20 protein-coding genes and 1 riboswitch are annotated in these 20,261 nt (G+C 59.2%); of the genes, 13 read left to right on the top strand and 7 right to left on the bottom strand.

All coding sequences use genetic code 11. The features are described 5' to 3' along the window. Positions 1-135: 135 nt before the first annotated feature. Entirely contained in the window at positions 136-702 is a 567-nt protein-coding gene (gene rplJ, locus JNM85_00100; protein ID MBL8086458.1) for a 50S ribosomal protein L10, read from the top strand. 62 nt (positions 703-764) lie between these two features. Then, positions 765-1,148, top strand: a complete 384-nt coding sequence (rplL, locus tag JNM85_00095) for a 50S ribosomal protein L7/L12 (protein MBL8086457.1) — start codon at positions 765-767, stop codon at positions 1,146-1,148. A 69-nt stretch (positions 1,149-1,217) separates the two neighbouring features. On the opposite strand, the gene JNM85_00090 is transcribed toward rplL, so the two are convergent. Beyond that, the gene (locus tag JNM85_00090; protein MBL8086456.1) at positions 1,218-1,862 is read right to left on the bottom strand and encodes a redoxin family protein; all 645 of its coding nucleotides are present in this window, start codon (positions 1,860-1,862) and stop codon (positions 1,218-1,220) included. A 181-nt stretch (positions 1,863-2,043) separates the two neighbouring features. On the opposite strand from JNM85_00090, the gene pdhA reads away from it, so the two are divergent. The 8 genes from pdhA (at position 2,044) to JNM85_00050 (ending at position 9,433) form a co-directional block, all read left to right on the top strand. Then, positions 2,044-3,060, top strand: coding sequence for a pyruvate dehydrogenase (acetyl-transferring) E1 component subunit alpha (gene pdhA / locus JNM85_00085; protein MBL8086455.1), 1,017 nt, complete (start codon positions 2,044-2,046; stop codon positions 3,058-3,060). A 1-nt stretch (position 3,061) separates the two neighbouring features. Further along, a complete protein-coding gene (locus JNM85_00080; protein MBL8086454.1) occupies positions 3,062-4,057 on the top strand; it encodes an alpha-ketoacid dehydrogenase subunit beta in 996 nt (331 codons plus the stop codon). A gap of 194 nt (positions 4,058-4,251) precedes the next feature. Beyond that, positions 4,252-5,046, top strand: a complete 795-nt coding sequence (locus JNM85_00075) for a PEP-CTERM sorting domain-containing protein (protein MBL8086453.1) — start codon at positions 4,252-4,254, stop codon at positions 5,044-5,046. Positions 5,047-5,170: 124 nt separating this feature from the next. Next, positions 5,171-5,995 (top strand): serine/threonine-protein phosphatase, encoded by an 825-nt coding sequence (locus JNM85_00070; GenBank protein ID MBL8086452.1) that lies wholly within the window; start codon positions 5,171-5,173, stop codon positions 5,993-5,995. Positions 5,996-6,034: 39 nt separating this feature from the next. Continuing rightward, the gene (locus tag JNM85_00065; protein MBL8086451.1) at positions 6,035-7,057 is read left to right on the top strand and encodes an isocitrate/isopropylmalate dehydrogenase family protein; all 1,023 of its coding nucleotides are present in this window, start codon (positions 6,035-6,037) and stop codon (positions 7,055-7,057) included. Positions 7,058-7,059: 2 nt separating this feature from the next. After that, positions 7,060-7,944 (top strand): dTDP-4-dehydrorhamnose reductase, encoded by an 885-nt coding sequence (gene rfbD, locus JNM85_00060; protein ID MBL8086450.1) that lies wholly within the window; start codon positions 7,060-7,062, stop codon positions 7,942-7,944. A 30-nt stretch (positions 7,945-7,974) separates the two neighbouring features. Then, positions 7,975-8,085: riboswitch (TPP riboswitch) on the top strand. Positions 8,086-8,150: 65 nt separating this feature from the next. Continuing rightward, positions 8,151-8,924, top strand: a complete 774-nt coding sequence (locus JNM85_00055; GenBank protein MBL8086449.1) for a prepilin-type N-terminal cleavage/methylation domain-containing protein — start codon at positions 8,151-8,153, stop codon at positions 8,922-8,924. 26 nt (positions 8,925-8,950) lie between these two features. Continuing rightward, positions 8,951-9,433 carry a GNAT family N-acetyltransferase gene (locus JNM85_00050; protein MBL8086448.1) on the top strand — a complete coding sequence of 161 codons (483 nt, stop codon included), beginning with the start codon at positions 8,951-8,953 and terminating at the stop codon, positions 9,431-9,433. Here the strand turns inward: JNM85_00050 and JNM85_00045 are convergent. The 5 genes from JNM85_00045 to JNM85_00025 all read right to left on the bottom strand — a co-directional run bounded on the left by JNM85_00045 (position 9,430) and on the right by JNM85_00025 (position 15,716). Next, positions 9,430-11,076 carry a cation:proton antiporter gene (locus JNM85_00045; protein MBL8086447.1) on the bottom strand — a complete coding sequence of 549 codons (1,647 nt, stop codon included), beginning with the start codon at positions 11,074-11,076 and terminating at the stop codon, positions 9,430-9,432. The genes JNM85_00050 and JNM85_00045 overlap by 4 nt on opposite strands. After that, entirely contained in the window at positions 11,069-12,028 is a 960-nt protein-coding gene (locus tag JNM85_00040) for an RsmB/NOP family class I SAM-dependent RNA methyltransferase (GenBank protein MBL8086446.1), read from the bottom strand. Before JNM85_00040 ends, JNM85_00045 begins: the two co-directional genes overlap by 8 nt. 50 nt (positions 12,029-12,078) lie before the next feature. Further along, entirely contained in the window at positions 12,079-12,462 is a 384-nt protein-coding gene (locus tag JNM85_00035; protein MBL8086445.1) for a VOC family protein, read from the bottom strand. 41 nt (positions 12,463-12,503) lie between these two features. Beyond that, positions 12,504-12,989 carry a hypothetical protein gene (locus JNM85_00030; protein ID MBL8086444.1) on the bottom strand — a complete coding sequence of 162 codons (486 nt, stop codon included), beginning with the start codon at positions 12,987-12,989 and terminating at the stop codon, positions 12,504-12,506. A gap of 114 nt (positions 12,990-13,103) precedes the next feature. Beyond that, positions 13,104-15,716 carry a hypothetical protein gene (locus tag JNM85_00025; protein MBL8086443.1) on the bottom strand — a complete coding sequence of 871 codons (2,613 nt, stop codon included), beginning with the start codon at positions 15,714-15,716 and terminating at the stop codon, positions 13,104-13,106. Positions 15,717-15,903: 187 nt separating this feature from the next. On the opposite strand from JNM85_00025, the gene JNM85_00020 reads away from it, so the two are divergent. Both JNM85_00020 and JNM85_00015 read left to right on the top strand, forming a co-directional pair. Beyond that, positions 15,904-16,767: an SPFH domain-containing protein gene (locus tag JNM85_00020; GenBank protein ID MBL8086442.1), complete on the top strand. Its 864-nt coding sequence runs from the start codon at positions 15,904-15,906 to the stop codon at positions 16,765-16,767. 8 nt (positions 16,768-16,775) lie between these two features. Next, positions 16,776-16,955, top strand: coding sequence for a hypothetical protein (locus tag JNM85_00015; protein ID MBL8086441.1), 180 nt, complete (start codon positions 16,776-16,778; stop codon positions 16,953-16,955). On the opposite strand, the gene JNM85_00010 is transcribed toward JNM85_00015, so the two are convergent. Next, a complete protein-coding gene (locus JNM85_00010) occupies positions 16,949-17,332 on the bottom strand; it encodes a hypothetical protein (GenBank protein MBL8086440.1) in 384 nt (127 codons plus the stop codon). The genes JNM85_00015 and JNM85_00010 overlap by 7 nt on opposite strands. 757 nt (positions 17,333-18,089) lie before the next feature. Here JNM85_00010 and JNM85_00005 point away from each other — a divergent pair. Further along, positions 18,090-20,261: RHS repeat protein (locus JNM85_00005; protein ID MBL8086439.1), on the top strand; the 2,172-nt coding region annotated here is incomplete at its 3' end.

Here is a 20,261-nt window from a genome sequence, read left to right as displayed (position 1 = left end):
GGGCCGACCGAGGGGTAGTTCGGAACGGTTTACTGTTGTGCATCGGAGCGCTTCGCGCTCTGGTGTCCTCTCAAGAGCCTCCCCGTCTACCAGACCGGGAGGCTTTGTAATCTAACAAGGAGGACCCAACCGAAGATGCCAACTGCAGAAAAGTCTCAAGTTCGATCCAAGCCGTACCCCGGCGGAAAATCGGGCTCGATCGACGCAGCCTCAGACTGGTACAAGCGCTCAGCCGGTGTTATTTTCACCGACTACCGTGGCTGTACAGTCAAGGAGCTGCAAAAGCTTCGAAGCAACCTGAAGGCCAAGGGAGGCGAGGTTCATGTCATCAAGAACACCCTCTTCCGACGCGCCGCCGGAAATGACGTCGTCGACCAGTTGCCTTACGAGCTGCACAATGGCCCCACCGCGATCGCGTTCATCTATGAGAACGAGAGCGAGTGCGCCAAGGTCGTCTCGGACTTCGCCACCAGCAGCAAGAAGCTGCAAATCAAGGGTGGCTACTTCGGCGGAAAGGCGCTGACTTCCAAGGAAGTCGAGGCGCTGGGCAAGTTGCCACCACGCGAAGTACTCATCGCTCAGGTGATTGGAGCCATCGCGGCCCCGCTCACCAGTTTGGTGGGCGTCATTGAGGCGCTCTATGCCGACCCGATCCGAACGATCGGTGCGGTGGCCGACAAGGCAGCAGACGAATCGAAGTAACACGGCGTAAGAACCCACGCCCCAGACCGTACGAACACACCTTTTACTAGGAGAAACACGAAATGGCAAACACTGTTGAAAAGATGGTCGAGCAGATCAGCGGCATGACCGCTCTCGAGCTCAGCGAGCTGAAGAAGGCTCTTGAAGACAAGTTCGGCGTTACCGCCGCGGCTCCCATGATGGGCATGCCGATGATGATGGGTGGCGGCGAAGCTGCACCGGCAGCCGAAGAGAAGACGGAATTCGATGTCATTCTCGCCGAAGCTGGCGCACAGAAGCTGAACGTCATCAAGGTCGTCCGAGAGCTCACGGGCCTCGGCCTCAAGGAAGCCAAGGACCTGGTCGATGGCGCTCCCCAGCCGATCAAGCAGGGCGCAGGCAAGGACGAGGCCGACAAGATCAAGAAGACCCTCGAAGAAGCTGGCGCAAAGGTCGAACTCAAGTAAGTTCGCCCAAGCAACAAGTAGAAGGGCCGAGTGCAAGCACTCGGCCCTTCTACTTTTCAGGAGGCTCGATCAGAGCGTACAGCCGCTGGCCAGCTTGTCGGGAACCTCTGAGATCTTCAGTGCGACCTCTTTCGTGCTCGCCAGCTTCGAGAGGATTTCGTTCATTTCCTGAACCATCGCCTTGCTGTAGCCGGGCCAAATCTTGTAGATCTTCCCGTCCTGACTCACAATCACCACGTACACCGAATTGGGGACGTTCAGCTCCTTGATGATCTCTTTATTGGCGTCGATGAGGATCGGGTAGGGCACCTCGAAGTTAGTCGAAAACTCCGAGATCTCCGCCGCAGAGTTGCGAGCCAGGCCGAAAAACTGGACCTTCCCTTGAAGCCCCTTGGCGAATGTGTTCCAGATGGGTTGCGACTCCATCGTACAGGGGCAGTCAGTGAGCGTGCTTACGATCACGACGGGCATCTGCTTCGAGAAGTCGCCGAGTCGAAAGGTGTTCCCTTTCGCGTCCGGGAGGCTGAAATCGGGCGCGGGGCTCTTCGCCTTCTGGGCCGCCGAGCTCAGCATTGCCTCGGTCACTGGGTGACGTGGCTCCTGCACCGGCTGGAAGTTGGAAAGCGCAGGCTTCGGCGCGGAAAGCAAGATCGCGGACAAGACGCACATCGTGAATGCGAATCCCAGTCCTACAACGATGGGCCAAACTCTCACTCCCCTATTTTGTCACAGGTATGGAATGAACAGAGTGGGCAGGAAACTTGCAACAACAAACTACCGCCCCACCTCGTAGCATTGGTAAAATAGCAGAGTTGCCTCGTGATCGCTTCAAAGGCGCAGCGTGTCGTGGCTCAGAAACTTGAGAAAAATTCCCTCACGACAGGAGACGCCACCAGTGGCCAAACAAGCGAATCTCGCACCTAAGCTCACTCCCGCCGAAATCCAGCAGCACTACCGAGACATGGTCTTCATCCGGCACTTCGAAGAGAAGTGTAACCAGGTCTATCGCATGGGCAAAGCTGGCGGCTACCTACACGTTTACATCGGCATGGAAGCCACTGCGATCGGCTGGATGACCGCCATCCGCAAGGGTTATGACACCGTCATCACCGCCTACCGCGACCACGCTCAGCCGATTCTGCTGGGGACGGATCCGGTCAAGGTCATGGCAGAAATCATGGGCCGCAAGGACGGACTCAGCCACGGCAAGGGCGGCTCGATGCATCTATACGATATTGAGCGCCATTTCTATGGCGGCTGGGGCATCGTCGGTGGGCACATCCCCCTCGGAGCGGGTCTCGCTTTCGCGGCAAAGTACCGCCAGGAAGACCGGGTCACCCTTTGTTTCCTAGGTGACGGCGCCTCAAATGCGGGCGTGTTCTTCGAAACGATGAACATGGCTGCACTTTGGGATCTTCCAATCATTTTCATCATCGAGAACAACGAGTTCGCCATGGGCACTCGGCTGGAGTATCACGCTGCCGACACTGAGCTGCACAAGCGCGGCTTCCCGTTCGGCATTCAGCACGAGCGCGTCGACGGCATGGACCTTTTCCAGGTCCTGAACGACGCCACCCGCATCGTGGACTATGTCCGCAAGGAGCAGAAGCCGTACCTCGTCGAAGTCATGAACTACCGATTTGCCGGGCACGGGGCCGCTGACAACGATCGCCAGCTTTACCGCACCAAGGCGGAAGAGGACGAGAACATGAAGCGCGATCCAATCCGACGATTGGAGATCTACATGGAAGAGAACAACATCATGACGCGCGAGAAGATGGAGGCGATCGACGAAGAACTCGAAGCGAGCGTCGAGAGCATCTACGAGCAGGCGGACGCTTCACCGCATCCCGACCCGAGCGAAGTGTACGACCACGTCTACTGCGACATGGAACCGGAGAAGGGCCACTAAGATGTCACTCACGATTGAATCCAGCAATGTGATCACGTACCGCGATGCGGTACGCCAGACCATGATTCAAGAGATGGAGGCCAATCCCGAGGTCTTCTTGATGGGTGAAGACATTGGGCGGTACCAAGGGACTTTTCGAGTCACCGCCGGACTTTTCGACAAGTTTCGCGAGAGCCGCGTCCTCGACACTCCGATCAGCGAGCCCGGCATCGTCGGCATCGCCATCGGCGCAGCGATGATGGGCCTTAGACCAATCGTCGAGATGATGACCATGTCGTTTTCGATCCTCGCGCTCGATCAAATCATGAACCACGCCGCCAAGGTCCACTACATGACCGGTGGTCAGGCGAAGGTACCGCTCGTGGTACGCGGGCCCGGTGGGGCCGCGAAGCAACTCTCCGCTCAGCACAGCCACTCGATGGAGGGTTGGTACGCCCACTGCCCCGGACTGAAAGTCGTGGCCCCTGCCACCCCGATGTGCGCACAGGGTCTGCTCCGCGCATCGATCCGCGACGACAACCCGGTCATCTTCACGGAGAACCCGGGCCTGTACACTGTGAAGGGCGAAGTAAGCATGGACCCCGAGTTTGTGATCCCATTTGGCAAGGCGCGCGTGGCACGCGAGGGCAAGGACCTCTCGCTCATCGCGTACAGCCGCATGGTTCAGGTCTGCGAGAAGGCTGCGGAGGAACTGGAGAAGGACGGCTTGAGCGTTGAAGTCATCGACGTGCGTTCCCTGCTCCCGCTCGACACCGAGACGATCTACGAGTCGGTCCGTAAGACCCACCGTGCGGTCGTGGTCTACGAAGACTGGAAGAGCGGCGGATTCGGCTCTGAAATCGCTGCCCGGATCGCCGAGGACTGCTTCGACCATCTCGATGCTCCAGTTGGACGGGTGGGTGGACTCAACGTCCCGATGCCCTACTCGCGGGTGCTCGAACTCGAGTGCATTCCGGACGAAAACGACGTGATCAACGCAGTTCGTCGGATTCGATAACTCCTCGCCCCGATAGCTACGCCCCAGTTATGAGTGCATAACTGGGGCGTTTTCATGCGCATACCATTGAATTTGCATGGCATTTTTGCTTGTTCTGCGCTTCCCCCTTGCCAACGGCACGGGAATGGCGTATAGTGTCTACATCTTGCTCACTTTGCGAGCAGGGATGATTGTTCTAAAGGAGTATCCAAAAAATGAAAAAGCTTATCGCACTGGCAGTGCTTACTAGCGCTGTTGCAGCTTCGCAAGCTGTGGTTCTGTATGACTCGAACGGTTTCGAGGGCTTTGCGCTCGGAAACCTGAGCGGCCAGAACAACTTCACCACCGACCTCGCTACCCCTGTATTCAACGTGCAGAACACGTTCGTCCAGGGTACCAAGGCGGTTCAAGTGAACGGCGGCGTGGCCGGCTCGAACTGGTCCTACCCGACTACTACAGCATTTGTTCCAACGCCGACCCAGAACATCGCTAGGATCTCGGTTGACATCGCTCGCACCGTGAGCGGTACCACCCCGAGCTTCGCCTATGCCATCGACGTTTACAACACAGGCTCTTTGAATGCGTTTGCTCGCACGCTGCGATTTGGGCTTACCTCGAGCGCCGGCAACGTACGTGCATTCGTCACCTCGCGATTCAATACCACGACTCTGCAGTTCGACGCAGCTTCGGCGGTGACAAATGTGCTGGTCACCGGCGCGCTCACCCAGAGCACCTGGTACCGTTTCAACGTTGACATGAACTACACGACCAAGCGTGCACGTATCTTGATCAACAACACGGATATCGCTGGTGGATTCGTGATTCCGTTTGCTGATCTGCTCGCTGCAGACTTCAGCGATGCTGATCTGCACGTTTCTTCGAACGTGAATGCTACGGACCGCGGCTACTTCGACAACTACAAGGTCGAAGCCGTGCCTGAGCCCGGTACGATCGCTGCGCTTGGCCTCGGCGCTGCAGCCATCCTCCGACGCCGCAAGGCATCGAAGTAAGCTCGCAAGAAAGCGAACAACGGACACCTGGCAACTCTTTACCGAGTTGCCGGGTGTTGTTTTTGTCCGTGCCTCCTGAATTGTTCGGCGCACAGCCCGCGTCCGTATACTGAGACAACAACGCATGGATGAGATCACCGCCGAGTACTCGGCTTCAGCATTGATGGGTGCGCCCGAACTCAGGCTACGCCCAAGGGTTACCGTTGCGGCCAAAACGGACCTGGGCCGGGTGCGAGAGAACAACGAAGACAAGTTTGAGTACTTCCTGCCCGAGGATCACGAGACTCTCGCCTCGAAGGGACTCATCTTCCTCGTATGCGACGGCATGGGAGGTCACGCCGCGGGACAAATCGCTTCGGAACTTGCAGCCAAGACTTTCATCGATGTCGCCCTCGGTCATCCGAATCCGGAACCAGAATCGGCGGCGGCAGCAGCCGTCGCCGCTGCAAATCGGTTTGTCTACGAGGTCAGCCGCACCGTCCCCGGTCGCCAAGGCATGGGTACCACGCTGAGTGCGCTCCTGCTTGTGCAAGATCGAGCGGTGATTGCCCAGGTCGGCGATTCACGAGTGTATCGTCTGCGCGGCGGAGCGACGACGTTGCTTACGCGCGATCACACTTGGGTGGAAGAAGCGATTCGGAACGGCTTGATGTCCCCCGGCGAGGCTGAAACACACCCCTACCGACACGTACTCACCCGTGCCATTGGCACCGAAGCAAACGTCGAGCCCGACATCTTCACCGAGGCTGTCGAGATCGGCGACACATTTCTGCTGTGCTCCGACGGAGTCATGAATCACGTGAACGACGAGCAGATCGGCAGGCTTCTCGCGGAGAATCCCCCCTCGATGGCCGCGTGGAAGATCGTCGCCGCGGCCCTTGCGGGCGGAGGCAGCGACAACACAACCGTGCTGATCATCCGAGTCGATGCGCTCGAACAGAACGGCTGACGGCTACAAATCCCCCGCAAGAGTGCCAAACTCTTAGGTATGAGTAAGCGTCAAATCGCGGTGATTCCTGGTGATGGTATTGGCCCTGAGATCATGGATGCCACCATCAGTATTCTCGAGGCCACCGGGTTTGAGGCCGAATGGATTTTCCTGGATGCTGGCATGAGCGCCGTCGAGAAGGGGCTCGACCCCATGCCCCAGGCGACTCTCGACAAGATTCGCGAAATCGGTATTGCCCTGAAGGGTCCGACGACCACGCCCAAAGGCGGCGGCCACCAATCGGCCAACGTCCAGCTCCGCAAGGCTCTCGATCTGTACGCCAACGTCCGACCGGCGAAGACGCTCCCCGGAGTCAAGGGGCCGTTCGCGGACAAGGCGCTCGACATGATCATCGTGCGCGAGAACACCGAGGACCTGTACGCGGGCATCGAATTCCAGCCCCATCCGGACATTGCGCAGGCAGTGAAGGTCATCACCCGTCCCGGTTGCGCGCGGATCTGCAACTACGCCTTCAACATGGCGCGCGAGCAGGGCCGATCCAAGGTCACCGCTGTGCACAAGGCCAATATCATGAAACTTTCGGACGGGATGTTCCTCAGTGAGTTCTACAAGGCCGCCGAAAACTACCCCGATATCAAGGCCGATGACATTATCGTCGACAACTGCTGTATGCAGCTCGTCACGCGCCCTGAGCAGTTCGATGTCCTCGTCACCGAAAACCTGTATGGCGACATCGTCAGCGATCTGTGCGCGGGGCTTGTGGGTGGTTTGGGGCTTGCTCCGGGCGCAAACATCGGCGAGAAGGGTGCGGTCTTCGAGGCGGTTCACGGGTCGGCGCCGGACATCGCCGGTCGCGGCGTGGCCAACCCCACTGCCCTTCTGCTCAGCTCGGTGCTGATGCTCCGGTACTTGGGATTGCATGAGCAGGCCGACCGGATCGGAAAGAGCGTCTTGCGAGTTTGCTCCGATGGCAAGTGTCTCACCGTCGATCTCGGCGGCAAAGCGAGCACCAGCGAATACAAAGTCGAAGTGATCAAGCAGGCGTCGGCCGCGGCAGTCTGACGTTGAGTCGAATCCTGCTGCTCGGATCGACTGGCTTGCTGGGCAAGCATGTCTGCGCGGCCCTAGAGAGTCGTGGGCATGAAGTCGTTTGCCCGAGCCACGCGGAGCTCGATGTCACCGACCCCGTAGCGGTCGCGGCGATCGCTGCCGGGACGCTGGGATCGCTCGATGTAGTCGTCAACTGCACGGCCTACACAAAAGTCGATCAAGCCGAAAACGAAATCGACGATGCGATCGACCTGAATGCGCTCGCACCGGGATACCTGGCCCAGGCGTGCGCGATGGCCGATTTGCACCTACTCCATATCAGCACGGACTTTGTCTTTGACGGCGAGAAGCCGGTCGGCTACGTGGAAACCGATACCCCCAATCCGCTGAACCAGTACGGAAGATCGAAGCTCCTCGGCGAAGAGTCGATCCGGGCGGGCAATCCCAACCATTGGATTCTGCGCACTGCTTGGCTCTATGCCAGCGAACGGCCGTGTTTCCCCAAGTCGATCCTTCGTGCCTGGATCGCTGGAAGGTCGATACGGGTTGTGGGGGATCAGATGGGTTCGCCAACTTACGCCGTGGAACTCGCACGGGTCATTGCCGACGTGCTTGAAACGCGCCCGGAGTATGGGACTTTCCATGCGGTTGGGCCCGACCAGATGTCTTGGTATGATCTCGCACTCCTGACCTGCACCATCGCCGCCGCGGAGTGGGATCTCAATCCGCCCGTCATCGATCGCATCACGTCGTTGGACTGGCCGACTCTGGCCGCTCGCCCGCACCAGAGCGTGCTCCTGACTCACAAGCTGGAGGCGGCCGGAATCGAGCCCATGCGTCCCACCGTGGACTCTCTAGCGGATTTTGTACGAGCGCTCGACCACAAAGACCTCTCCTAACATTCGCACCGAGTAGAATAGAACCTGAAAGCAGCCCGCAGGGGGAGCCGACGTTCGGCTGAGAGGTCTCGATGATCGCGAGACGACCCTTAGAACCTGATTCGGTTAGTACCGACGGAGGAATTGTGGATGCCGGCTCACATCGAGTTTCTCGAAAGGCCGCCATCGCAATAGAGCGAAGGCGGCCTTTCTGTTAGGAGAAACACGTGAAGCGAGCATTTACCCTTATCGAACTTTTGGTCGTCATCGCGATCATCGCGATCCTTGCAGCCATCCTCTTCCCCGTTTTCGCACAGGCCAAGGAGGCAGCAAAGCGCACGACTTGCGTGAGCAACGCCCGGCAGGTGGGACTCGCGCTGCGCATGTACGTAGATGACAACGGCGGCACTTTCCCGATCTTCAGCATGTACAACAGCGTGCCCGGACCTGGTCAGGCAGGGCACCAAGGAGTCGAGGTTCAGGTCCTTCCCTACGCCAAGAGCAAGAAGATCTTCGAGAGCCCGAACGACCGTAGCGGCCCGTTCACGGATTCGGAATTCGCGGCCCTGGGTCGTCCCGCTCCCCGGACCTATGCCGAAGCGTACGGCAGCAGCTATCGATTCACCCGCTGCATGTTCACCCGCGCCTCGGGCTACTCCACGCAGAACAATGCACTTCTGACTCCCGATGAGGACGTGGTCGTGTCTGAATCGGCCATCGCCGATCCCAGCAGCACCCGCGTCATGCGCTCCGAGATGTTTCCGTTCTTCGACAAGAAGAGCGATCCCGGCTGCGCCCGGTATGGCTATGACTGCGATGGATTCTCCTATTACCGCACTTGGAGCTCGGTCGGCGGCACCATGATCTTCTCGGACGGGAGCGCGCGCAACATCGCCTCGGCCGGCGCCTTTGACAAGACCGTCGTCAACCCAGAGGGCAACCGATCAGGCGATCCCGACGCAAGTAGCTGGTCGGGTACCTGGTACGGCACCTGTGACTAGCCTCGGGCTCATGGTACGCTCGTCGGATGCTGGTGAGGTTGGCCGACGAAGGCGATAAGGATTGGATCAAGATGATCCTCGACGAGCACTGGGGCGGGACCATGATCGCCTCGATGGACCAGTGGCACGATGCCGCCGAGGCGTACGCACTCGTAGCTGAGATCGACGAGAAGCCCGCCGGACTCCTCACCTTCCGGGCCGAATCGTACGCACTGGAAATCTTGACGCTGAACACCTTGTTCGAGGGACGCGGAGTAGGCACCCAACTTCTGCAGGCAATCGAGAATCTCGCGAGTCAATGGGGACGCAAGCGGGTGTGGCTGGTCTTGAGCAACGACAACCTAGACGGGCTCCGATTCTATCAGAAGCGTGGATACGTGCTCACCGGGATCAACGTCGAGGCGCGCATCCGTGCGCGCGCCGAGCGCCCCGGAGGGCGCGAAACGGGCCAGCAAGACATCCCGATTCGAGACGAACTCCTGTTTGCCAAGTTCCTGGAAATGTCCTAGCTCGGTTGGGTGATTTCGAGGACACGCGCGCCGATCGTGCGCCCGACCAACTGCTCCTCATCCACCACCACATCCCCGCCCACGACGTCCAGTTCGGACGCAGCGTGGTGATAGCGGCTTCGCACCACGATCGGAACGTGCGGCGCTAGCGACTTGGCTTGGCTGATGATGATTCGGGCGATGCGCATGTCGGGAATCGCGACGACCAACACTTTCGCATCGCCCAGCCGCGCCTTGGTGAGATTCAGCACCTGAGTGGCGTCGCCCAATCGGGCCGTGTACCCGCAACCCCGGGCCGTGTCAACTAGTACGCCGCTGATCTCAAGAATGGTGAGGCTCTCGCCTGCCGAGTGAATCACGTCTGCTGCCTCGCGACCGGCGTCACCAAACCCAACGAGCAGCACGTGGCCGGACTCAGCCCGTACGGTCGCGCGCTCGCCTCGCGCAACCACGCGGAGCGGAACAAGTCTGCGGGCGAGGCTGCGCGACCACTTCGCCGCGTGTCGAACGATCCCCGGCGAGATGATCAGGCTGAGCGCGCACACGGCAACAATGGTCATGTACTGCTGATACGACAGCAGCGACCCGTCGCGGGAGACTTTGGCGAGGACGAACGAGAACTCGCCTGCCTGGGAAAGCGTGAGGCCCGTCGCCATGCAGGCAACCACAGACGGCAGGAACGGCTTACAGGCGATGGCAGTTAGGACCGACTTGAGCACGGTGAAGACGACCAGCCACCCGAGGACTACGGCCCAATTCTCTGCCAAGAACTGGACGTCCACCACCAGTCCAATCGACGTGATGAACAGGGTCACGAAGACGGTCTTGAGCGGGGTGATGTCGGCGCGGATCTGATCCGCAAACTTGGTGTCGGCGAGCAGAATGCCGGCAATGAATGCGCCGATCGCAGGTGAGAGCCCGACGGCGTGAGCCACGTATGCCGCCGAGAGACACGCTCCCAAGGCGATCAAGATCGGGAGTTCGCGATTCCGCGCAACCGTGCGGCTGGACAGAACCCGCGGCAACAGCACCCCGGCGATGACGTACAGGCCCACGGCAAGCCCGGCAGTTCCGAGCAGCATCGGTACGATTCCAGTGGGCATGTGTCCAGCCGATGCCTGACCGTCGCCCAGAAGCGTGAGAAGCATGACGAGCGGGACGATCGCCAGGTCTTGGCACAGCAAGATTCCTACCGAGGCTCGACCGTGGATGGTGTCGAGTTCGGCGTGGGACTCGAGCATCCGCAAGCCCACGACCGTGCTCGCAAGGCTGGCGATGGCTCCGCACGCCACTGCAGCGGTGGTGTTCAACCCCAGCCCCATAAGGATCAACGCTACGACGGCAATGACGAGCCCGATCTGCAATAGCCCGCCGAGCAGCCCGACGTTGCCCAGAGTCTTGAGCCTACGCCAAGAGAACTCCAGCCCGATGGCGTAGAGCAGGAGAGCCACTCCAAGCTCGGAAACGATACTGATCGCTTCCGGGTCATTGACCAGGCCAAAGGCGCTCGGGCCAACGAGAACACCGGCGATGAGATAGCCACTGATGACGCTCTGACGAAGCTTCTCCGCAACCAACCCTAAGAGCAACGCAGCACCGAGGATGATGATGAGATCGTACAGGAGCGCCCACTTGTCAGCCATCGCTCCTCCAGAAGATCGGAAGTTCGTCGCTCAACGCGGGCAGCTCGATCGGGGAACCCGGCTTTCGCAAGAGCGCGCTGAACATGCCCGCCCCCAGCCCTTGCTGCGGGAACAGTCGGTAACACGGGACATCGGCGAGATGACTGCGGAAAACTGCCATCGCAGGTGCCTCAACGGCTTCGACACCCTCAAACTGACGCATCGCCCATTCGATGACCCGTTCGTTTTCCTTGCGGTTGAAAGTGCACGTCATGTAGAGGACATGGCCCCCTGGGGCCGTGCATTCCAGCGCGTGAGCGAGAATACGCCGCTGCCGCCCGACGCAAACATCGAGCATGGCAGGGTCGAAGCAACCCGGAGCTTCGCGCCCTTTCGCTAAAAGCGACTGCCCCGAGCAAGGGGCGTCCACAATGACGAAGTCGAATGCTTGGCTGGCCTTGCGAGCCCAGACGGAGGCGTCTGCAGACGAGACGTTCGCACCTTTGACTCGGCATCGGGTGAGGTTCTCGATCAAGATTCCCGTCCGTCTGCGCAGAGATTCATTGCAAATGATGACGTCGGGTGCAAAGGCACGCGCGGCAAACACCGACTTACCGCCCGGCGAGGCGCATAGGTCAAGGATCCGCTTGGGCGCGGGTTCGATCGCGAGCATCACGCTCGCGGCGATCACGGACGAGAAATCGAGTGAGTAGAACGCCCCTTGGGCGTACAGGGGATGCTGCGAGGCCTTGAATCCCTGCATCAATCGCACGATGAACGGCGGCTGCCAAGACATCGGACGGTATTGGGGGAATGCGCGAATCTCTGGGCGATCTTGCAGCAAGATCAGTGCCCCTTCCCGGCTCTCCTGGGCCTGAATCGCATCAACAAAAGCTTGCCGAGTCGCCTCGTCTTCAAAGAGGTTTTCGGCAAGCTGATTGAGTTCGCGGCGGGTCCCTTGACCTCGGGACACGCGTCGGGGAGGACGAGGCTTCACCGGCCCCGGTTTACCTCAAATGTCGATTAGGCCGGATTCGAGCTCTTGAAGAGGTAGAACTTGTTCCCTTGGGGATCGGCGACGAGTGCAGCGCGGCCCACGGAGGGGATATCGAATGCCGGACCGAAGGCCGTCCCGCCAGTCGCAGTGACCTTGGCCACTGCTGCGTCCACATCGTCAACGTTGAAATAGATGACCCAACCGGAGGGGAGCATTGCCCCCATCTCTGTCGTGGTATCGACCAGGCCCGCGAAAGAACTGTCGGGGCTCGCCTCCGTCCCGAACATGGTGTACGCGCCGTACTCGCCCATGTCCATGTCGTTTGTCGACCATCCGAAAAGGCCTGTGTAGAACGATTTGGCCGCGCCAAGATTCGCGGTGTTCAGTTCCAACCATGCATGTGCATTCATCGTAATTCCTCCTAGCAACCTTATCAGGTCACACTGTTAGATTACGCGATGGGAACTCGTCCGTGTTCCACTCGTCGCGATGGACGCAATACCGGAACCGGATGCAATGCCTGCAGAAGCGACGGAATCGCGGGGCAGATGCCGAGAGCAACCAAGAACGCGACGCTGGAGTGCACCCCGAACGGCAGTGCCAGAGTCGCCGTAAGCAGCCCGCCGAAAGTGCCGCTCGCCAGCCACTGGACTCGTGACACGTCACGCGCTTCGCTGAGGAAGAGTCGCCACGCCATCGCGGTCCAAGCCAATGAGAGCGCGCCCCAGATCTGGATGAGCAGGACGGTGTCAGACAGCTCGCCTGTCACCTGAAAGGCATTCTGCCAGACGCCTTCGGCAAGAACCGCCTCGCCAAGGACGGCTTGGTGGATCGCACCGCCCAATTGGAACCCCAAGAACGCGGAGGTCACCGCGCATGCGAGGACGATCTTCCCCTTGCTCCGCAGATTCTCGTTGTAACCGGTTCGCGCATTCACATAAAGGGATACGAACGGTGAGTTCCACGGCCTAGGTCTTCGGTCCCGGGTGCCGCAGCCAGGCACGAAAAGGCCCGCCCCGAGGAGCCGCGGGGCGGGCCAACAAGAGACTACTTAGATGTCCGCGTCTTTCTCGTAGTTGGCCGAGAGGACGAGATAATCGAAGAAGTCGACTGAGAGGTCGCCGTTCAAGTCGGCGGCCGCGTTCCATGCGGTGTCGCTCGGAACCGTATCATAGGCGTTCGAGAAGATCAAGTAGTCGAACAGGTCGATTGTCCCGTCGTTGTTGATGTTCCCCCGGAACAGCGCCGCGTTCGCGTTGGTAACGTTGGCCGTCAGTGGCGCGACGTTGGCGATCTTGCGATCCAAATAGCCTGCACCCGAGATCAGGATGTCGTACGTCCCGTTCTGGATGTTCGTGAGCGTGTAAGCGCCGCTTGAGTTCACCGAAGCCGTTCGCGTGAACAGCACCGTGCTTGAACCCGGATCGCGGAACTTGAACGTAAGCAGCCGAGCGGCGGCCGCGGGCACCATGCCATCCATGTTGAGCGTCCCGCCGACGGTCAAGAACCGCGGCAACGGGGTGCGCCACATGGCTCGCCCGTATGTCGCAACGTTCAGGTAACCCGTCGTACCGTTCGCGCGGATGCTGGTCACCGGCGTATTCGGCAGAATGCCGAGTTTGCGGTAAGTCACGCCATCGTCCGTGATGAAGACGCCGTTGTCGGTCGCGACGATCACTTGGCTCGTGTTGAGCGGGTTGATCACAATACCGTTGCACGGCGTATCTGGCATGTTCCCGGAGTAGTTCGTCCACGAGACACCAGCGTTGGTTGTCTTATAGACCTTGCCGCTGCCATACCCGCCAAAGCATACGAAGGCGATGTTGGAGTTGGTACTACTGACGGCGAAACCGCCGATCGCGCGAGTCGGAAGGCCGGTCATCCGGTCTGCCCAGCTCACGCCATCATCCGTAGAGACCTTGATCTGACCGCCGTTCGAGCCCGCATAGATGATGGACGCGGTAGCCGCACCCGTGGCGATCTCAGAGAGAGTACTGCCGAAATTCGGCGACAGGGCCGTCCAACTGCCCGATGCGCCCGAGCTCATCGACCGCCACACCCGAGTAGTTCCTACATAGAAACGTGCGGGGGTGTTCGGGCAGTTGAAGATCGGAGAGTTCCATGCGGCATTGTCCGAGCCACGAGTGAAGACTTGGGTCCAGCTGCCTGTTGGCCCAGTGGTGCTGCGATAGACACTGGCGTAATAGACCTCGCCAAGCACGATCGATGGGTTATTTCGTTGGAACGCCATGTGGAAGCCGTCGCCACCGATCTCGATGGTCCAAGGACCACCCGCCGAGGGACGCGCTTGGCTAGAGTTATCCTGGGTTCCACCCGCAAGGATTCCTGCATCGGTCGGATGGTTGTCTAGTTCATAGAACTCCATCGTTCCGCGGCCCGTATTAAACGTTGTCCAGCTCGCGCCTTGGTTCGTGGACCGGTAAAGGCCCGAATCTTGGCCAACCCAGACCGTGGCAGTACCCGGTGTGAACACGATCGAGTGCATGTCGGTGTGGCCCATGTTCAAACCCGTGTAGGTCGCACCGCCGTTGTCGCTGCGCGACATATTCACGTCTCCGACGTAGATGCGATTCGCATTGGTCGGGTCCACGGCGATGCAGAGGTCGTACCAACCCTGGCCGTAAGGCGATGTGGGCGTACCCATCAGCGTCCAGTTCGTACCACCGTTGGTCGTCCTATACACGCCGTCGTTCAGGTACGAGCTCGGATCCGAGATAGTCGCGTACAGAGTCTGGGGATTGGAGGGTGAGATGGCGAGCTCGATACGGCCCGCGGCCGCTCCCGTCGCCATGCCTGCCGACTGCAGAACCCAAGTCACACCACTGTCGGTTGACTTGTACACGCCGTTCGATGGTGCGCCGCCAAACGGGTATCCGAGCGCGCTGTACATCGTTCCCGGCGTTGACGGGTCGCGGACCAAGGCGCTCGCCGTACCACTCAGTCGCTTCGTGAACGTAGCGCCACTGTTCGTGGTTGTCCAAATACCCTGATCCGAACTCACGACCCAGTTGCTCGTGTTTGTCGGATTGACGTTGATCTCGTTGATGCGCTGGCCGTTAAACGTCGAGTTTCCGAGGAGAGTCCAGGTAGCGCCCGCATCGGTCGATCGATAGATGCCTACGCCCGCCTGGGTGTTGCCTGCGAAGTACTCTTCACCGGTTCCCAGATAAACGATATTTGGGTTTAGTGGATCGAGCGCCAGGCAGCCCACGACTTGGCTGGCCAAGCTGTCGGTCAAGTTCGTCCAAGTTGTCCCGCCGTTCGTGGTCTTCCACACGCCACCCTTGGCGTGCCCGATGTACATGATGTTCGTGTTGAGGGGATTGATCGCGATCGCGTGGATGCGGCCCGACCAGTTGGCGTCCGTTTGCGACGGGCCCATGAACTCCCACGCTGGATCAAGCATCGCGCTGAGATCGCCCTCCACATACCGATCCAACGCCTCGGCCTCCAAGAACGCCTTGTAATGGGCGTTCGCCGGGATCTCGTTGAACGGGAAACGGCGGAAGTTGTACCAGTTCTCAAGGCGCCTCAGCGGCGCATTGATGATCGGTTCGTCCTTTTCGATCTGCGCCCACGCCGACAAAGCAGCGAGGGTCAGCAGGCCAATTCCAAGAATTCGTAGTCGACTTTGAAGCTTCATGGTAATGATTCCTAGTATCAAGAGCGAAATTCTAGAGCCAAGATTCAACAAATTTCACCCGGTAGATACTCAGTGTACAACGGCGCTGAAGCAATACCAAAGCCATTGTCACAACAAGTGCTAGGTCTTTTGGCGAGATCTGTAATTTTGATACTGCAGTGATATCATAATAGTATCGGTGATGGCTATGAAAGAGAAAATTGCAATGACATTGTCTGGCGCGCTGATGCTCGTGGTGAGCATCGCGCTGTGGGGGATTTCGATCTACGCGTTCATTCAGGGGATGAACTCAAAGGACGGCTTGATCATCGGATCGGTGATTGCCGCTTGGGTGATCCTCAGCACGATGCTGGCCGGTTTCTTCGTGATCGAGCCAGGCGACAGCCGCGTGCTCGTTCTGTTTGGAAGCTACATCGGCACTGTGCGGAGTCCCGGGTTCCACTGGGCTAACCCGTTCGCGATCAAGCGACCGGTCTCGCTGCGAGCCCGCACGCTGAACGGTCAGCGGCTGAAGGTGAACGACCTCGCTGGCAACCCCATCGAGATCGCGACCGTGGTGGTTTGGATGGTCGAGAACACTTACGACGCGTGTTTCCAGGTGGACCAGTACGAAGCGTACGTCGAGATGCAGAGCGAGACGGCACTGCGCCATTCGGCGAGCATCTTCCCTTACGACGCCGATGATGCCACGATTTCGCTGCGCCGAAACACGGTCGAGGTCGCCAAGCATCTGCAAGAAGAGCTGAACGAACGGCTGGAGCTCGCTGGTGTGAAGGTCATCGAGGCGCGACTATCGCACCTGGCCTACTCGGCCGAGATCGCCGGAGCCATGCTGCGACGCCAGCAAGCCGACGCGGTCATCGCGGCGCGACAGAAAATCGTGGACGGCGCGGTCGGTATGGTCGAGATGGCGCTGACCCGAATCGAGCACGACAACGTGGTGAAGCTCGATGAGGAGCGCAAGGCGCAGATGGTGGCGAACCTCATGACGGTACTGTGTAGCGAGCACGGCGCGGTGCCAGTGATCAACGCCGGTTCGCTGTACAACTAAGGTGTGATATGGCGGAGCGCAAATCGCTGCTGCTGAGGATTCCTCCCAGACTCTGGGAGGAACTTCAGCGCTTGGCTGCCGCGGACCTTCGCTCAGTCAACGCCGAGATCGAGTATCTGCTGGCGGACGCGGTCCGGCGCAGGCAAGCAGGCGTGAAGTCCGACCCAGGCGATGAATCCACTCAGTAGAGCCTGGGCCGGCGGCGGAAGGCGGTCGCTGCGAGGGCAAGGAAGAAACCGCCGAAGACGAATACCGCTGGATTCGGGATCCCCATTTCCCCATTGTTCTGCGCGCCCAGAGTAAGCGCTCGATCGTCTAGAGCGGGCAGGACGAAGAAATCACTCCAGCTCTGCGCGCCCGGCAACTGCGGCCGCCGCGTGAGCGCAGGCTGAAGCGACGGGGTCGCGGCGGTAGAAGGCTTCAGGTAGTTCAGGGTCAACATGTCGGAGAGCACAAAGCTCGGGCCCGACAGATCCGCTGCGGTCAGCGTGGCGCACGTTCCAACGGAAACGAGCGAGATCGAGATCATCGCCATAAGCCCGCGCAGATGTTGACACGTTTGCATTCTTGTCCCTAGTTCAATATCCATCGGAATTCGCCAGTTTGTGACGAATCGGGGTCAGAGAACCAAAAAAATGCTTGGGGGTGGGGGTTATCAGGGCTTGATTTGCCGGTTCATGGGCGGCACGACTGCGCGCTACTCACCTTCCCTTCTTGCGGTCTAAACACAAGCCTCTGTGTCCTTGAGGACCGCATCGGCAGGAAGTACCAGCCCTGCGCACATGGTCAACTCGAATCAGCCAGGCTGGGTCGTCATGTTCAGCCGCGTCGCTTGCTTCAAAACTCCGCCTTCGAAGCGTCCTGAAGAACTCTGCTTCCATCGCAAAGAGTGCAAGGGTGGCCAGGCACCCATCATCACTGATTGTGATCGCATCCAGGGTCTTGAAGGTGTGAAGTCCTTGGCTTCCCATTGCCATCAGTAACGGTATCAAAAGAAGATTATGGATCTACGTTCCATCACCCTTGGCCGGTACCGGTCTAGCCCAAGGCCCTCTTGCAGGACGACCGGCGAACCACATTGTGCAGCCAAGTCAATGCACTCAGAATCTGACAGATCGGGATATTGGAGGAAGTCAGGTTCGATGGTGTGGCCGGCCGCCTGATCGTCCGCGCCACACGCGAACGCGCCGTCTGGCACACGACCCAGTCGCGCAGCAGGATGTACAAGCCAGGCACTACTCAATTACTGTAAGAATTTAGAACTTTTACTTGTTATTTCCTCGCATCGTTGCTATTCTTATGTCATGGCATGTATCAACCCAATGAGTGACACTTCATATCGAGTTCCTCGTCTCAATGCATGGTGGATGCGGCCTACTGCGTTTTTGGTCATTGCGGCCATGCTCAGCAACCCGATCACGGCTGCGCTCCAGGCCCGAAAGCTTGACCCAGAATCCCCATGGGGTGTCACGCGACCCAATCCGGGCAAATACACTGGCGCTCGTCAGCAGTTTGCAAAACCAAAGAACGGAACGAAGCATGGTCGGCGAGAGCAAGTCCTTTCAAAGGCCCAGCGCGAAGATCTCCAGCAGATTCACGCGATGCATCGGCTCACTCGCAAGGGTAAGGCCGGAGTGCTCGCTTGTATGGACGTGTTCTCGTACGTGTCTGCGTTCTCAAGCATCAACAAGACCGCTGAACTAGGCGGCAACATGCCGTGGGACGGTCAACAAGGTGGAGTGAACACCAATACCGGTGCCTTTCAAACCGTGGTCCCCATCTTTGGATGGCCGACCAAGGGCGGCCTTACCATTGATCTCAATCTGATCCATAACAGTCGAGGTGATCTGGAGACTACAGAGTGGGGACCGAACTGGAAAACCAACTACGACGTTTATCTGAACATCAGCGGAAGCACCATGTACGTCGAGTACGCCGACGGGACCACGGCCGCATTCTCGATCTTGGGAAACAACGCTTCGCCGCCCGCGGGATTCTATGACACGTTCTCGTACAATGCCGGCTCAAGCAAGTGGACGATGACCGACAAGGGTCAATCGAAGTACGAATTCCAGCGCGACTACCTGTTCGATCCCGATTGGTGGTTTCTCACCAAGATCACCGATCGATTCGGGAACACCATCCTTGTAAACCGGGGAGATGAAGGGCGACTCGATAGTATTGTCGATGGTGCCGACAGTGCGCGCAAGATCGAATGTAACGCGTCGAGTTTCACTTTCGCCCCCAATGGCAAGACGTGGACCGTCACGAGAGGCACCAACGACCGTATCACGAACGTCCAGTATCCTGCGCCAGTGTCGGCTACCGGCCCCAGCCGCACCTTCACCTATAGCACGTCGTACGGCGATCGCATCGCGACCGACACCAACCTGCGTGGTTACACCACGTCGTATACCTATGTCACCAGCGGGGCCGAGGAGGGAGCGATCCTCACCAAGTCAGAGCCCGATTCCCGCGTGACCACGTACTCCTATCCCACCGACGAAGATACCGTCATCCTTGACCCCAACGGCTCTGAGGTCGTGCACACCTACGACGCCACCGGTCAACTGTACATTGTCACGGACGAGGTCGGTCTCGCCACTTGCTACGCCGGCCGCGATGGCAATGGAAACGTCACCCAGTTCTTGCCCGGGAACTTCACCGAGCTGAACTACACTTATGACGGCATGGGCAACATGCTCACGGCCACCGACGCGCTGTACCACACTACAGCGTGGACTTACAACGCCACCAACGATCTCACCAGCGAGACTAACGCAGGGGGCAAGACCTGGCAGTACGTCTACTACGGCGCGGGCGCAACTGCGCCCGGAGCGCTGGAGAAAGTGCTCGATCCGCTCTACGCTTCCCGGACCTATCCTCAAGCGAAGTACGTCTACGACGCCGCCGGTCAGGTCATCGAACTGTACGATGGAATGAACCTGAAGGTTAGCTACACCCGCAACAGTCATGGCGACGTCACGACTGTCACATCGCCGGATGGCACCTATGCGTCGCTCGACTACGGTTCCGGTACCGACTACACCAAGAACGTGGGACTTCCCTACTACAGCACGAGCGCGGCGGGTATCACCACCGGATTCAAGTACGACTACTGGAAGCGTCCTACGGACATCTACGTCGGTGACACCATTGGCGGGTCGCACACAGGCGACCACTCGATCATTGCATATGATTATGAAGGCAACGTCACCAGCGTCACGGATGCCAATGGACACGCGACGACCTTTGCCTACAACAACAACGACGAAGTGATCTCAACCACAAATGCCCTGAACAAGACCGAGTCCTACACCCGAGACGACATGGGCCAGGTCACCGAAGTGGTGGATCGTAACGGCCATACGAGGTACTACGAGTACACGGAGCGCGGCGAACTCCGGAGCATCACGCTGCCTGACCATCCGACGGGAATGGCCAGCGAGCAGTGGAGCTTCGACCCTGCGACAGGTGTGGTGACTGCCTATACG

Origin of the sequence: Chthonomonas sp., assembly GCA_016788115.1 — a bacterium.
In the GTDB taxonomy this organism is placed as follows: Bacteria; Armatimonadota; Fimbriimonadia; order Fimbriimonadales; family Fimbriimonadaceae; genus UBA2391.
Note: the sequence above shows the minus strand (reverse complement) of the source record. Positions and strands in the feature narration are given on the sequence as shown.